The 15,360-nt window shown below is 37.9% G+C and carries 15 protein-coding genes; 3 read left to right on the top strand and 12 right to left on the bottom strand.

Annotation, left to right across the window (positions count from 1 at the left end; translation table 11 throughout):
• Positions 1–46: 46 nt before the first annotated feature.
• From parC to BDR01S_RS12890, 5 genes are all read right to left on the bottom strand, one after another.
• On the bottom strand, positions 47–2,485 hold the full coding sequence (parC, locus tag BDR01S_RS12910; protein WP_066254818.1) for a DNA topoisomerase IV subunit A: 2,439 nt from the start codon (positions 2,483–2,485) through the stop codon (positions 47–49).
• On the bottom strand, positions 2,482–4,461 hold the full coding sequence (gene parE / locus BDR01S_RS12905; RefSeq protein WP_066254816.1) for a DNA topoisomerase IV subunit B: 1,980 nt from the start codon (positions 4,459–4,461) through the stop codon (positions 2,482–2,484). The genes parC and parE overlap by 4 nt, the downstream gene beginning before the upstream one ends.
• A gap of 290 nt (positions 4,462–4,751) precedes the next feature.
• On the bottom strand, positions 4,752–5,168 hold the full coding sequence (locus BDR01S_RS12900) for a CoA-binding protein (RefSeq protein WP_066254811.1): 417 nt from the start codon (positions 5,166–5,168) through the stop codon (positions 4,752–4,754).
• Between the two features lie 104 nt (positions 5,169–5,272).
• Positions 5,273–6,190, bottom strand: a complete 918-nt coding sequence (locus tag BDR01S_RS12895) for a sensor histidine kinase (RefSeq protein ID WP_157412995.1) — start codon at positions 6,188–6,190, stop codon at positions 5,273–5,275.
• Between the two features lie 40 nt (positions 6,191–6,230).
• Positions 6,231–7,529: a diguanylate cyclase gene (locus tag BDR01S_RS12890; protein ID WP_066254806.1), complete on the bottom strand. Its 1,299-nt coding sequence runs from the start codon at positions 7,527–7,529 to the stop codon at positions 6,231–6,233.
• A 290-nt stretch (positions 7,530–7,819) separates the two neighbouring features.
• Between BDR01S_RS12890 and plsY the strand changes: the two genes are divergently transcribed.
• Both plsY and BDR01S_RS12880 read left to right on the top strand, forming a co-directional pair.
• Entirely contained in the window at positions 7,820–8,419 is a 600-nt protein-coding gene (gene plsY, locus BDR01S_RS12885) for a glycerol-3-phosphate 1-O-acyltransferase PlsY (RefSeq protein WP_066254803.1), read from the top strand.
• 102 nt (positions 8,420–8,521) lie between these two features.
• Entirely contained in the window at positions 8,522–9,319 is a 798-nt protein-coding gene (locus BDR01S_RS12880; protein WP_066254799.1) for a CPBP family intramembrane glutamic endopeptidase, read from the top strand.
• 39 nt (positions 9,320–9,358) lie between these two features.
• Here BDR01S_RS12880 and BDR01S_RS12875 read toward each other — a convergent pair whose 3' ends face one another.
• The 7 genes from BDR01S_RS12875 to BDR01S_RS12845 all read right to left on the bottom strand — a co-directional run bounded on the left by BDR01S_RS12875 (position 9,359) and on the right by BDR01S_RS12845 (position 14,108).
• The gene (locus BDR01S_RS12875; RefSeq protein ID WP_066254796.1) at positions 9,359–9,676 is read right to left on the bottom strand and encodes a hypothetical protein; all 318 of its coding nucleotides are present in this window, start codon (positions 9,674–9,676) and stop codon (positions 9,359–9,361) included.
• A gap of 34 nt (positions 9,677–9,710) precedes the next feature.
• Positions 9,711–10,139, bottom strand: a complete 429-nt coding sequence (locus tag BDR01S_RS12870) for an acyl-CoA thioesterase (RefSeq protein ID WP_082797413.1) — start codon at positions 10,137–10,139, stop codon at positions 9,711–9,713.
• Between the two features lie 27 nt (positions 10,140–10,166).
• Positions 10,167–12,506 carry an AAA family ATPase gene (locus tag BDR01S_RS12865; RefSeq protein WP_082797412.1) on the bottom strand — a complete coding sequence of 780 codons (2,340 nt, stop codon included), beginning with the start codon at positions 12,504–12,506 and terminating at the stop codon, positions 10,167–10,169.
• A 92-nt stretch (positions 12,507–12,598) separates the two neighbouring features.
• Complete coding sequence (gene tlp / locus BDR01S_RS12860; RefSeq protein WP_066254794.1) at positions 12,599–12,829, bottom strand: small acid-soluble spore protein Tlp; 231 nt, start codon at positions 12,827–12,829, stop codon at positions 12,599–12,601.
• 129 nt (positions 12,830–12,958) lie between these two features.
• Positions 12,959–13,102, bottom strand: coding sequence for an acid-soluble spore protein N (locus tag BDR01S_RS12855; RefSeq protein ID WP_066254792.1), 144 nt, complete (start codon positions 13,100–13,102; stop codon positions 12,959–12,961).
• A gap of 68 nt (positions 13,103–13,170) precedes the next feature.
• On the bottom strand, positions 13,171–13,302 hold the full coding sequence (locus tag BDR01S_RS12850) for an FbpB family small basic protein (protein WP_066254789.1): 132 nt from the start codon (positions 13,300–13,302) through the stop codon (positions 13,171–13,173).
• Between the two features lie 269 nt (positions 13,303–13,571).
• Positions 13,572–14,108, bottom strand: a complete 537-nt coding sequence (locus BDR01S_RS12845; protein WP_066254786.1) for a redoxin domain-containing protein — start codon at positions 14,106–14,108, stop codon at positions 13,572–13,574.
• 179 nt (positions 14,109–14,287) lie between these two features.
• Between BDR01S_RS12845 and BDR01S_RS12840 the strand changes: the two genes are divergently transcribed.
• Entirely contained in the window at positions 14,288–15,325 is a 1,038-nt protein-coding gene (locus tag BDR01S_RS12840; protein ID WP_066254783.1) for an NAD-dependent epimerase/dehydratase family protein, read from the top strand.
• Positions 15,326–15,360: the final 35 nt, after the last annotated feature.

The following is a 15,360-nucleotide window of genomic DNA, read 5'->3' as shown; positions in this document are numbered from 1 at the left end:
ATGATGAAAAAAGACCCTCTAGATTTCTAGAGAGTCCTGCAAAAATTTATAGACCTGGTTTTTCTGATGATGGAACTTTCCAAACAGTTGTTACTTTTCCGTAGTCATCTTCATCAAGAATAAATGACCCATTCGAATAACGGTCACTATAGTGAATATCTACTGAATTCAATGTCTCAATATGACCTTTTTCTGTTTGGATATAAATAACATCCTGTTCATTTACGATAACAAATCCAGTAATTCGGTGTGGATTGGACTTAAGCTCTCTTAAAATGACAACGCCGCGCTTGGCTCGTGTTGCTATTTCAAACTCTTTCAGTTTCATCCGCTTCACAGCTCCACGCTGCGTCGAAATAACAATGGTTTCGTTACTGTCTGAATGAATAATTTTACCACCAATGACAAAATCGTCATCTTTTAAATTAATCCCTTTAACTCCGGCAGCACGCGCACCGACAATACTGATTTCTTCTTCATGAAACCATAAAGAGTAACCTAAGTGGGTGATTAAGAATAATTCTTTTGTTCCGTCTGTTAGATGCACATCCGTAACTTGATCATCATCCTTAAGGTTGATAGCAACGAGCGGTTTGGAATATCGCTGTGCTTTATATTGTTTCAACTCTGTTTTCTTGACCATGCCATTTTTCGTGACAAAGACAAAGAATAGATCTGCCTCAAAGTCTTTCACTGGAATGGCTTGGATAATCTCTTCATCACGCTCAATTGGAATAATATTCGCAATATGCTGGCCAAGGTCTTTCCAGCGGATATCCGGCAGCTCGTGTACTGGGCAGAATAAGTAATTTCCTTTATTCGTAAACAGGAGCAATACATCTTTTGTATTCATTTCAAGTTGCGCTAACAATCGATCTGAATCCTTCATGGCAAGGTCCTGACCACTGGAGGCCGCAAATGAACGCGGGCTCGTTCGTTTCACATAACCCTGTTTTGTAACCGTAACAATTACGTCTTCACTTGGGACGGTGACTTCAAGATTGATTTTTAATTCTTCGATTTCTGCTTCGATCTTAGATCGACGCTCATCAGCAAACCGTTTTTTGACATCTTTTAATTCTTTTTTAATCACAGAGAATAGCGTTTTATCGCTTGCTAAAATACTAGTAAGCTCGTCAATTTTCTTAGCTAATTCTTCAGCTTCCTGTCTCAGTGCAGTGATATCGGTATTCGTTAAGCGATAAAGCTGTAAAGAAACGATTGCTTCTGACTGCAGCTCTGTAAAGGCAAACTTAGCTATTAAATTGTCCTTCGCATCGCGTTTATCCTTGGAAGCACGGATGGTGGCGATAACTTCATCGAGAATCGATAAAGCCTTCATTAATCCTTCGACGATATGCTGCCGCTCTTTGGCTTTATTTAGTTCAAATTGCGATCTTCTTGTCACAACTTCCTTTTGGTGCTCGATATATGCATCCAACATCTCTCTAAGTCCCATTAATTTTGGACGTTTTTTATGAATGGCAACCATATTAAAATTGTAGGTTATTTGAAGGTCACTATTTTTGTATAGATAGTTTAAGACACCTTCCGCATCAGCATCTTTCTTTAAATCAATGACAATTCTAAGGCCTGTCCGGTCTGTTTCATCACGGATTTCAGAGATGCCTTCCACTTTTCGATCGAGACGGAATTCATCCATTTTTTTGACAAGATTGGCCTTATTGATCTCATAAGGAATTTCGGTGATAACAATTTGCTGCTTACCACCACGTACCTCTTCGATTTCTGCTTTACTACGGACGATAATTTTTCCTTTACCAGTTTCATAGGCTTTTTTAATCCCAGCTACCCCTTGAATGATACCGCCTGTAGGAAAATCAGGACCTTTGACGATTGTCATTAAATCATCCACTGAACAATCGGGTTGATCCATTCTCTTGATGACCCCATCAATGATTTCGCCAAGATGATGCGGCGGGATATCTGTTGCATAGCCCGCTGAAATTCCTGTTGATCCATTGACAAGAAGATTTGGGAACATGGCTGGCAAAACAGTTGGCTCTTTCGAAGTATCATCAAAGTTTGAAATAAATTCCACGGTGTTTTTTTCAATATCACGCATTAATTCTGATGCAATCGCTGAAAGTCTTGCTTCCGTATATCGCATGGCTGCCGGTGGATCCCCATCGACGCTGCCGTTGTTTCCATGCATTTGGACCAGAACATTTCTTACCTTCCAATCCTGACTCATTCGTACCATAGCCTCATACACAGATGAATCTCCATGTGGATGGTAGTTACCAATAACGTTACCGACCGTTTTAGCTGATTTACGAAAACCTTTATCATGCGTATTTCCTTCAAAATGCATCGCATAAAGAATTCTCCGCTGCACTGGTTTTAAGCCGTCACGTGCATCGGGAAGGGCTCGTTCTTGAATAATATATTTACTATATCGACCAAAACGATCACCAATTACATCTTCTAGAGGCAAGTCACGGAATTTTTCATTTGTACTCATCCTTCAGAATCCTCCTCGGAGACCGTAATATTTTCATTCTCTAATATGGTGTCATCCTCTTCTAAACCAAAGGCCACATTGCTTTCAATCCACTTGCGACGTGGTTCCACTTTATCGCCCATTAGCGTGGTCACCCTGCGTTCCGCTCTTGCTGCATCATCTATTTTAACACGAATCAACGTCCGTGTTTCCGGATCCATCGTTGTATCCCATAATTGGTCGGCGTTCATTTCTCCAAGTCCTTTATAGCGTTGAAGAATATAGCCTCTGCCAACTTTTTTTATTGCACCCTGGAGGTCATCATCACTCCAAGCGTATTCGATGATTTCTTTTTTGCCTGTCCCTTTACTCACTTTATATAACGGCGGCAGGGCAATAAACACTTTTCCTGCTTCAAGCAAGGGTTTCATATAACGGTAAAAGAATGTAAGCAGTAATACTTGAATATGTGCGCCATCAGTATCGGCATCGGTCATAATGACAATTTTATCGTAATTGATATCTTCTACACTAAAATCGGTTCCTACTCCACCGCCAATGGCATGAATAATCGTATTGATTTCTTCATTCTTAAAAATGTCTGCAAGCTTGGCTTTTTCGGTATTTATTACCTTACCCCTCAGTGGAAGAACAGCTTGGAAGCGTCGGTCACGACCTTGTTTTGCGGAACCACCTGCGGAGTCACCCTCCACCAGGTAAAGTTCATTTCTTTGCGGATTACGTGATTGGGCTGGTGTTAGTTTACCAGATAAAACCGCATCTGAACGCTTGCGTTTTTTCCCGCTCCTTGCGTCTTCACGCGCTTTTCTTGCAGCCTCTCTTGCTTGATAGGCTTTTATTGATTTCTTGATCAGAAGGGAGCTAATATCAGGGTTCTCTTCTAGAAAATAAGAGAGATGTTCAGAAACAACAGCGTCGACAGCGGATCTAGCTTCACTTGTTCCTAACTTACCCTTCGTTTGTCCTTCGAACTGGAGCAGTTCTTCCGGGATTCGAACGGAGATGATCGCTGACAAACCTTCGCGGATATCTGCACCATCAAGGTTTTTATCTTTGTCTTTTAAGAAAGAAACCTTTCGTGCATAATCATTAAATACTCTTGTCATTGCTGTTTTAGCCCCGGCTTCATGCGTACCGCCGTCTCTTGTGCGGACATTATTAACGAACGAGAGGACATTTTCTGAATAGCCATCATTAAATTGAAACGCAAAATCAACTTCAATCCCATGATTAGCGCCTTCGAGGCTAATAACTGGATGTAGAACATCCTTTTCTTCGTTTAAATAGGCAACAAACGCTTCAATTCCATTTTCATAATGAAAAACTTCGTGGAAATCATTCCGTTCATCGATAATTTCTATTTTTAATGCTTTAAGTAAGAAAGCGGACTCTCTTAACCTCTCACATAAAGTCTCAAAGTTATAAGTGGTCGTCGAAAAAATGGTCGGATCCGGCTTAAAATGAATTGTTGTTCCGGTTTGATTGGTTTTCCCGATTTTTTCGAGGGTTGTTGCTGGCTTTCCGCCATTTTCAAAGCGCTGTTCATATACGAAACCGTCTCTTTTAATTGTGACGGTTAACCATTCAGATAACGCATTAACTACTGATGCACCAACACCGTGCAAACCGCCGCTTGTTTTATAACCGCCTTGACCAAACTTACCGCCGGCATGAAGAATAGTTAAGATAACCTCTGGTGTCGGTTTCCCCATTTTGTGCATTCCCGTAGGCATTCCACGTCCTCGGTCATTTACACTAATTGAATTATCTTTGTGTATTTTTACAATGATTTGATCGCCAAATCCACCAAGTGCTTCATCGACAGAATTGTCAACAATCTCGTAAACAAGATGATGGAGTCCTCGTGCATCGGTGCTGCCAATGTACATTCCCGGGCGTTTTCTAACGGCCTCAAGACCTTCTAGTACTTGTATGGCATCATCATTATAATCAAAAACTTGCTGATTCCTTGCCACTAAAATACCCCTTTCATTCCCTACAAAAAGAAGTATCCTTCTAATTGCTTCATGAACTAATTGATTAGTCGTTCATTTAATTATCTTTTTTAAATATAAAATAGAACCAATGTTTGCCGCTTCTTATTTTATCATATAACTCGCGGCGTCTATGCTTAATTGTAGCGATTTATTTTATTTTGGCAAATAGGTATTTTTAAACAACATATTTTTGTAATAATATTAGCAGGCGTAATTGGGCGAAATAAAAGAAAAAAACTGCTAATCTTTAGCAGTTTTTTGGTAAAAAATTATACCCTTGTCAACGCATGTTCAACTTTAATACAGCGGTTCATAATGACAGTATAGCCCTTATTTTTTAAAAACTCATAGGCTTCTTCATTTTCAAGACCAAGCTGGGCCCAATATACATCTGCATCGATTAGATCAAATTCTTTCGCAACATCGAACAATTGTTCTGACCTGCGAAAAACGTTAACGATGTCCACATGACCTTCAATATCCTTCAGTGAAGCAACGGCTTTTACACCAAGCACCTGATCGATTGTTGGATTCACTGGAATAATGTCATAGCCAGCTTTTTGCATAGCAGCGGAAACTTGATAGGATGTTCGTTCAGGATTATCACTCAACCCAACAACAGCGATTCTTTTTGCCTTATTTAATATTGTTCCAATTTCATTACGACTTGGATTTTCAATCGTCAAAAGTCTCACTCCCTTTCCCTCTTTATTTTACCTATATTTTCAAAAAAAACATAATAAAAGGTTTTCAAATAGAAAAAGACCCTGGTAAAAGGGGCAAATTAGTATTAACTTGAACCAGAAATAAGTTCTGGATTAACTGCGGCAGCTGCCTTCGGGACGATGAGGCAAAATCGGACTCCATCTCCGGTATTTTCTGCCTGGACACTCCCGTCCATGTTTTCCAATATCTTCTTTGCCAGAAAAAGTCCTAAACCAGTGCCGTGTTGTCTCGTCGTAAAATAAGGATCGAAGATTTTTTCAAGTAATTCTAGTTCGATTCCACCGGCATTATCGATAAATTCTGCTGTGATCTCTCTGTCCGTTTCACCAATGGTGATGAATATTCTTCGATTTTTTGTATCGTTTTGAACAAAGGCATCCCTTGTGTTTGTTAATAGATTAAGGACAACTTGGCTATATTCATTGGGAAAACCAAATGCCGTATACTGACCTCTATATTCAAACTCCACCTGAATGGCGTGTTTTTTTAAACTTGTTGAAAAGATAGATAGGGCATCTTCAATCGAATCTCCTACAGAGAATGGGGTTTTTTCCTTGTTCGGTTTATAAAATCTGCGAAAATCATTAATTGTTTGCGACATTTCCTTAATTTGGAACATACTTTCTTTAGTAAACCGTTCCATATATTGATCGTCAATTTCCCCGAACTCTAATGCTTCTCTTACATCCTGGATTAATAGTGATAAGCTATTTAACGGTTGACTCCATTGATGACCCATACTAGCAATCAATTCTCCCATCGCAGCAAGTCTTGATTGCTGGATAAGGACAAAATCTCTCTGGCGATTCTTGGCTACTTCTTCTTGAATTCTTATTTCTAAATCTTGTTTCAAAATATTCGCAGCTTCATATTTTTTTGCCAAGTCCCGGTAGCTGTTTTCACTTACTTTTAGTTTTTTCATTAGTTTACGGCTTTTATGAATTGATTGGAAAATAACATAAATGAATAATCCAATTACCAAGAATATGAAAATATACAACAAAAGCACACTGACCACCTTCTTAACTTTCTTGAATGTAATTGGTTACACAGTTTCGACCATTATTTTTAGATTGAGTGAGTGCCTTATCTGCCTCTAATATCAATTCATTTTTCGCTTTGCCTCGAGTAAACTCAGTAATCCCAAAACTACAAGTAATCTGATCAATATCTTTAAACTGAAAGTCTTCAATGATGGCACGGATAGATTCTGCTAACTCTATTGCTCCATTTCCGTCGGTTCCGGGAGTGAGTATAATAAATTCTTCTCCTCCCCAGCGGACAAAAATATCTGATTCTCTAATCCGTTGCTGAACAATCGTAGAAATGGTATGGAGGACTTTATCACCAGCTTGTTGCCCAAACCGTTCATTCACATGTTTAAAGAAATCGATATCGATTAAAATAATCGAAAATGGCTGACCTAATCTTTCGGCACGTCTTATTTCCATTTCCAAGATATCATCCATTTCCAATCGATTGATACTGTTAGTTAAGGAATCCATCAGGACTAATTGCCGATTCATTCTACTTTCTTCCTCTAAAGCAGTGATATCGTTACAAATAAATAGATATTGATTGGTACCTGGAATGACCGCGGTCTTTAGTAAAAAGATCGTATCTTTGCTGTTAGTATCTTTCCAGTGCATCTTTACAGCGTTTTTTCCAGTTTCCAAGATTTCCTCATACAATCTACTCATATCGTTTGGATAAAAATAATTTGAATCTTCAGCAAAATAACTAGATAGTAATTTACTCTTATGTAGCTGAGTCTGACTCTTCCTAATTCCAGTAAAGTTGGAAAAGGCTTGGTTGAATTCAATTATTTCATCGTTTTCAATGACAAAAATGGGGTTATCCTGAAAATCCAAAATGGCTCTCGCTAGCTTCTTTTGTTTGGCAAGCTCTTTCTCTATTTGCATTTGATAGACTGATTTTTGAATCGCCTGCAAAAGGAAATCCAAGTCAATTGGTTTGTAGATAACATGATTAACTTTATTTGCAATCGACTGAATAAAGGCATCTTGATCATCATAAGTGGTTGTTGCGATAATCTGAACTTGCTCATTTAAGGCACGCATCTTATTAATGAATTCTAATCCACTCAATTGATTCATTTTGATATCACAAATAATTAAATCTGGTTGGTAACGCTGGTAGAGCTGTAAAGCTTCCACATCGTCAATTGCCGCGTGAACATCGGCAAAACGACGCTTTAGAACACGCAAGAGTTTTTCTCGCGAAAACTTTTCCTCTTCAACATATAATATCTTTATGTCTTTATGATGATTATTTAAGTAATACTGGAGATTTGTGGCCATTGGTTTTCACCTCAATTGTCATTCAAAATTATTTGATACATGAAAACCGACCCTTTCACTCGTTTCGTCGGTCGGTTTTCATGTGTTTTATATGATTATATCTAAATTATATTGACTCCATTCATTGCTTTCAATCGATAAACAAAGGGTTTGAAAATTCTCCTTATTTTCGTAATAATATTGACTCTAATTGTCCTTACTTTGGACAGAAACGGAAAAGCGTGGTGTTTTTTCTATAATACATGGTAAAATAGAAGAACTGGATCTTTACGTAGAAGGAGAATTTATTCATGGTTCAAATTATTTTAGTCCTAATTCTTGCTTATTTACTTGGCTCGATTCCCTCTGGTTTAATTATCGGAAAAGTATTTTATAAAACAGATATTCGTGAACATGGGAGTGGAAATTTAGGGGGTACGAATACGTTTCGTACACTTGGTGTCAAAGCAGGTATGGTGGTAACTCTTGCAGATATATTAAAAGGTACGTTTGCAGCTTCCTTGCCCCTCCTGTTTAATGTAGAGATAAATCCGCTTTTAGCCGGGGTTTTTTCGGTTGTTGGTCATACCTATCCAATCTTTGCAAGGTTTCGCGGTGGAAAAGCAGTTGCCACTTCAGGGGGTGTATTATTACTTTGTGCTCCGCTTCTGTTTCTTACAGTATTAATAATATTTTTTATTAGTCTTTACATAACCAAATATGTCTCTTTATCATCTATGATTGCTGGAATAACTGCTTTTCTGTTTGCTTTAATATCTGGTTTTATTCAGAAGTGGGACATCCCATTGTTGATAGTAGTCTTCCTGCTTGCCTCGTTCGTAATTTACCGGCACCGTGCAAACGTGAAACGAATAATGAATAAAACAGAGCCGAAAATAAAATGGCTATAAGAAAAGCGGAAGCGCCCTGTTCAGCGGCGTTTTGAAAATGGGAACCGATTTTCGGTTCCCATTTTCTTACTCATTTTAAGAAATTTGATTGGAGATCATAGGATGAAAAGTAACAACCGAAAAGGGATCTTGTTAAGTGTATTATTTATATTGATGTCCTATTTTTTTACAAGAGGTCTTTATTCTCCTTTTTTTGTTCTACTAATTGCATTATTATTATTAGTCGCCTTTTTTAAAGAAAGGATGCGCTCATTTGCCTGGATGGTTATTTCTTTTTTTCTTGGTAATCTTCTGCTCGTTTATATGGATACCTTTATGGAAAGCTTTCATTTCCCTCACTATTCACTAGTTATGTTTAGTCAAATGTTATTACTCATTCCAATTCTTTTGATTAGCTATGTTATTAAGAAATTTAAACAAGAAATCATATTTTATTTTCAAAAACCTATTCTTACAGGGAAAATACAACTCCCTTTTAACATTGCATTTTCTCTGAGTAAATTTTTTCTGATCCTTTGCCTGCTTTCAATCCTCTCCATTATTGGGACATTATTTGTAAAAAATGAAGATATGCGCTTGTCTGCTGTCCTATTCATTTTATTGTTTGCTAGCATCAATGCATTGCTTGAAGAGGTTTTGTGGCGGGGGATATTTCTTCCAAAGCTGATAGCGATATCAAATCACCAATTAGGTTTGGTCGTAACAAGTATTGCATTTGGTTTACACACGACCATGTTTGGCTTTTCACTGATTATATCTATTTCTTATATGTTTTTAGGTATATTGCTGGGCATTCTTACTATTAAATTTAAAAGTATCTTCCCATCGGTAGTAGTTCATTTCTCAGTAACTACACTTTTATTAATTTCCGGCTGGATGGTGATCCCCATTATTAATTAATGGCTTTAGAAGTAAACTTAAGGCTCACTTGAAAGATAGTTATTCTTCAAGTGAGCCTTTCTTATCTATCCAAATGTGTTCAACCAAGCCTTCTTTTAGTAATATTTCCTTTTGCCTTTCACCAATTAAATCAAAATGGGAATAGCCATCGACCCTATGATGAATCCATTCTTTTTTTAGACCGTGTTTCTTTCCCCAAGCAGCTAATTTTTCAAGATCATTGCAACCAACCTTAGTAACTGTCTTACATCCGGGAAATCGGTCATCAAGCCAATAATGGGTTAAAAAGGCTATTTCGCCATGATCAATATTTCTTTTCCACTTGATGACTTCCTGTCTTTTTATTCCAAAAGCCAATCTTATCACCCCAATTTACATGTCAGCTAGTTTGTTATTTCTTCTTAATTTCTTCATATTTTAAATACCACTCAGGAAAGGCTTTTTTGAATGAAGTGGGTCTAAAATTTTCTTTCTTTACGATAATATGGGTTGATTTCCCCTCGGCACAAATTTCATCATCCCCATTTAAAATCGTATAGCCATAAACTGATTTGATGCCATCATTTAATTCTACCCACGTTTTTACAAAACCCTTATCACCATACCGAAGTGGTTTTTTGTAAGTAATTTGAATATCATAGACAGGTGAATAGAAACCTGCCTCCTCCATAGACAGATAATTGTATCCAATGTCTTCAATTAATCCTGTTCTTCCGAGTTCAAAAAACTTTAAATAATTTGCATGATAGATAACACCCATCATATCTGTATCAGCATAATAGAGCTGAATTTCTCTAGTCGAAGTAAATAAATTTCCCACCCAGTCACAACCTTTTCATCGATAGTATTAAATATTTTTACTAAATGCCATTAGGACATCCTCTACTTCAAGCAGCAGGGATTTTTCAAACAGATGTTCATCTTCTTCTGAATCCATTAGTCTTGAGGCTTGAGCTTGGATCATTTCATCGACCATGTTTGTGGCAAAACGACCGTTCCCTTTAAAGGATTCCTCATTCATATTTTGAAGTAACAGCGCCTTAGCTTCCTCTGTTAATTGATATTGAAAACTTTCAGCATAAACGACCATGATTTCCAGCAGTTCTTCTGGGGTATAGTCAGGAAATAAAAAGAACTTTTTAAATCGTGAACGCAGACCCGGATTACTTTCAAGGAGCAAGTCCATTTCATGTGGGTATCCCGCCAAGACAACGACTAAATTTTCATTATGCTTGGTCATTTCATCAACAATTGTATCAATAACCTCTTTACCAAAATCTCCTGTTGTGGAACTAAAAAGGGAATAGGCCTCGTCAATAAATAAGACGCCTCCGAGTGCTTCCTTAATTTTCTTCTTTGTTTTGGATGCAGTTTGACCCACATATCCGGCTACAAAATCAGCCCGACTAGCCACGATTAGATGGCCTCTTTTTAAGATGCCGCAGTCCTTTAAAAGCTCCGCATAAACTTTAGCAACTGATGTTTTTCCTGTACCGGGGTTTCCAGTGAACACCGCATGAAGCTGAATGGGTACAGGCGGCAGTCCGTTTTTCAACCGGTATTGCTGCATTTTTACAAACGAGATAAGTGATCTCATTTCCACCTTTAAAGCTTCTAAACCAATAAGCCGGCCCAATTTATCATATGGTGACTCAGAACTTTCCTCTTTATCTAAAAGAAAGTCTTCTTTATTCAAAACAATAAAATCGAGAAGGTTTTCTTTATTTACTTCTTTGACAGACCCCTTCTTAAAGATTGCATCAATTACGATATTGTGAACAGTCCTTGCGTTTCCAAAAGTATCATCAACCCGTTCGCGGTCTAGCCGATGATTGATTTCGGTCTTAGCATCCTCACTGAGGAAATAATCATTATCAGAAGCGACTTGTTCAGCAATCCTTATTAACTCTTCATTTGAATAATTTGGCAGATGGATGAGATTCGAGTGAGGAAAACGACTTCGTAAACCTGGATTTGCATCCAGAAAGGAGCGCATTTCCTCCGGATAGCCTGCCAAAATCACAGCGAATTTCCCGCCATATTCATTTCCGGTCATCAGCGAAACGAGTGTATCAATGGCTGCTTGGCCATAATCATTGCCTGTTTGCCCTTCGCGTTTTAGACTATAGGCCTCATCAATAAATAGCACCCCGCCAATGGAACGTTCGACTATGTTTCGGACGTTTTCTTCTGTTTGGCCTACAAACGCACCTACAAGCTGTGATCGGTCCGTCTCAATCACTTCCTCATGAGGCAAGACACCTAATTCATGATAAATTTTCGCAAGTAACCGGGCAAGTGTTGTTTTTCCAGTACCCGGATTCCCGGTTAAAATCATGTTCAAGCTCAGATCGTCCTTCATTTGAAAGCCGAGTTCCTTTCGCTGTTTTTGATACTTTAGAAAACGGTAAAAATCATTGACCCGATTTTTAACAAACTCCATCCCAATCATTTCATTCAGTTGATCTAGGGCATTTTTTCGTGTTAGGAGACTCTCGGCTTGTTCTTCAAGAAATTGCCTTTGCCAATTCTCTTTGATTTCCTCTAGATTCGCTAAATGTAATTTTAAATCATCATAATAGGTGGAAGTATGGAAAACACCAGTAATGGATTGGTCGTACTCCTCAGCCGCCTTAAATAAATTTCCAGTTTCTTCTATCGCCGATGTCAACAGCTCAGAGAGAAGATTGTATTTTAGATATAAAGCCTTATTTATTATTTTCGAGGACAGGTCTCTTTTAGCTTCTAACTTATTTTGAATCTCATCGGCTTGGGCTAAAAAGGTTTGACACACTTCTATGTATTGTTCCGCAGTTTTCTTCTTAGCGGTTCGATTATCCGTTTCCCTTATTGCAGGAAAGGTAAGCGGTGAAAGTGAATCTTCAAACTTCTTCCAATCAGATTGAAGCATATATTCCTTTGCTGATTGATTATCGGGGTAGAGATTAAACGCTCTTTCAAGCCATATTTCAGCCAGTTTATCATGTTTATTTCGCCCAATCCGTGACAAAGCAGCTATTGACAGCAGTTTTGATAAGATAACTGGGTTGGATTCCTTCGTTAGTATGGAAATCAATCCACTCTCATTTGAAATATATCCGTTGTCGTTCAATTCAATTTCCCATTGCTTTAATTTTTCTTCATTTATACTGTTCTGTTTATTTACGAGTTGTCTCAAAGTTATCACTTCTTCTTCAAAATTTCCTTTCTATCTTACCATAACAGTGACTCCATACCTAAACAAAAGACCTGTCCACAATGAACAGGTCTTCCACTTTATTAACTTTCTTGGTTGTGTGCCTCATCCTTAATTTCTGAACGGAAGGAGTCGATACTTTCACGACGGCGTTCATTCTTTGCTTCAATTTGCTGACGTTGGGTGTCACTATCAGCTAAAGCTAATGATTCCTCCGCTGCTTCGATATTATTTTCCGTATTTTGAATCATTGCTTGGAGCTTCTCAACATTATCACTGCGATCATCTGGATTCGGTTTGTTATTATAGGCCATCGTAATTCCTCCTATGTTGTAATTGGTACAGATATAGTTTGTTACTGACATCAAAAATTAACCTAAAAAAATTTTTTAATGACAAAAAAGACTCACAGGCTTTCGCCTATTGAGTCTTGTCATCCATTCCTATTCACCTTTTGTTTGAATTACTTGGGCATGCTGCCCTGATGTATCATTCATTTTCTTACCCTTATTTCCACTAAATCCTCGTGGTTGAGTACCTAGATGACTAGGATTATAATGTTTAGCGTGTTTTTTTGGATTACCCATGTCATGATCCCTCCTTATGTACATTTTGTCCATATGGAAAGAAAACATAATTGGTAAATCTTTTTTAGTTACTCAGCTTTACCAAGACGTTTATCTTCTAAGCGCTGTTCAATTTTTTCAATTGCAGCACGATCTTTCAAAAGTTGTGATTTATTTTCAGATACAAGCTCTGCAAAAGAGCGTTTTCTAGGTTTTCTCATTCATATCACCGTCCTTATTTCCTATTCTAAAAGTCCTTATTTCCTATTCTAACAGTTATTATGTCCGGAAACGGTTGCAATTATTACAACTTTTTGAAAATTTTAAAGAAAAGCGGATTCTTTAAAGGCGGTGTGAGCAGAGTTAAGTTACACTTCATTTATCCCCGGAAACTTTGTATTTTCACTATGACTTGTTAATTTGACTCACTTATGCGGCGCTCCGCCCGTTTTCCATAGAAAAAGACACTGGAGCAATCCAATGTCTTAGGTCACTTAAGTTTTTTTGTGTAATCCTTCATATCTTCAAGTTTCATTCCACCGATATATTTATTCTGGATAATCCCTTTACTATCAATAAAATATGTGGTCGGAATGGAAAGTACTTGATAGGTTTCATTCACTTTATCATCGACATCTAGTGGGATTGGAAAAGTAATTTTATTTTCATCAACAAACCCTTGGACATCTAATTGTGGATCAATGTTTACCGCCAAAATAACGATATCCTTATCCATTTGTTTAGAAAATTGCTCCATAGCAGGCATTTCAGCTTTACAAGGCGGACACCAAGTTGCCCAAAAGTTAAGCATCACTTTTTTTCCTTTTAAATTAGAAAGCTTTATTTTCTCGCCTGTTAATGTTTTGAGTTCAAAATCAGGTGCCTTTGCTCCAATAGCGAGACCATCTTGACTGGCTGTTGTTTGATTTGTAGTTTCGGGAGTTTCTGTTTTTTTATCCATGGCCTGAACAATCGCTACTGTAAGTAAGGTAACTAATACTACTGCTGCAATGACTTTTTTAATCATCCCCGAATCCTCCTTTACTTCATACTATGCTACATCGATTTTACACTATAATCCTAGGTGAAACAAAACTTGGATATGCCGAAACTGTGACAATTTAAAGAGGATATTATTTTTAACGATGTTTCAACTAAATTGTTAGAAAATTTGTTAAAATATAAGCAAGACTGGAGGGGATTCTATTGAAGATTCTTGTTTTAGGTGGAAGTCGCTTTTTAGGGAGAACATTTGTAGAAGAGGCTTTGAGGCGAAATCATGAAGTGACCATTTTTAATCGAGGGATTCAAAATCCGGGAATAAAGGACGTTGAAGTCCTCACCGGGAATCGGTTCGGTAATTTGAAAGCGCTTCAAAATCGTGACTGGGATGCTGTTTTGGATACGAGTGGATTTATTCCATATACGGTCCAGAATACAACCAACTTATTGAAAGATCGAGTAAAACATTATACATTTATCTCGAGTATTTCTGTGTACCAAGACTGGGTTCAAGAAAATTTGGATGAAAACTACCCTGTCTTAGAAATGACAATCGAGGAAGCCAATAAACTTTCTATGGATTCGGACGGCCCTGTATATGAATATTATGGACATTTTAAAGCGTTATGTGAGCAGATTGCTGAAAAAAATATGCCTGGACGAGTGTTAAACGTGCGTGCAGGTCAGTTAATCGGCCCGAATGATTATACTGATCGTGTTCCCTATTGGATCCATAGAATCGCAAAAGGCGGTAAGGTGTTAGCCCCTGGAAACCCTAATCGTCGTGTCCAGGTTATTGACAATAAAGACCTTGCGAATTGGATCCTTGATATGGAAGAAAAGGATACCATAGGTACCTTCAATGCGACGGGCCCTAATTACCCGCTTACGATAAAAGAGTTTGTTGATTCATGTATCGATGTGACTGGTTCAAATGCAGAAGTGGTTTGGGCAGATGAGAAATTCCTTTTGGATAAACAAGTGGCACCGTGGACGGAAATGCCTCTCTGGGTTCCGGAGAATTATCCTCTATCTCAAGAAACGAAAGAGCCTTGGAAAGGGGCTTTCTCGATCAATATTGATAAAGCGATCAATAGTGGATTATCTTTTAGATCGCTAAAGGAAAGCCTAACTGACATCCATGAATGGGAACAGACACGACACCTGACTGATTACGATTGGAAATCCGGGATGCGGACAGAAAGAGAAAAGGAGCTGCTAACCTTATTAGGTAAAAACTAACTAAAAAACAAGGCAAGAGAGCTGATATATCTGCT

Source organism: Neobacillus drentensis NBRC 102427, assembly GCF_001591445.1.
GTDB lineage: Bacteria > Bacillota > Bacilli > Bacillales > Cytobacillaceae > Neobacillus > Neobacillus drentensis.
The sequence above is the reverse complement of the archived record's forward strand: the minus strand, read 5'-3'. Positions and strand labels throughout refer to the sequence as shown.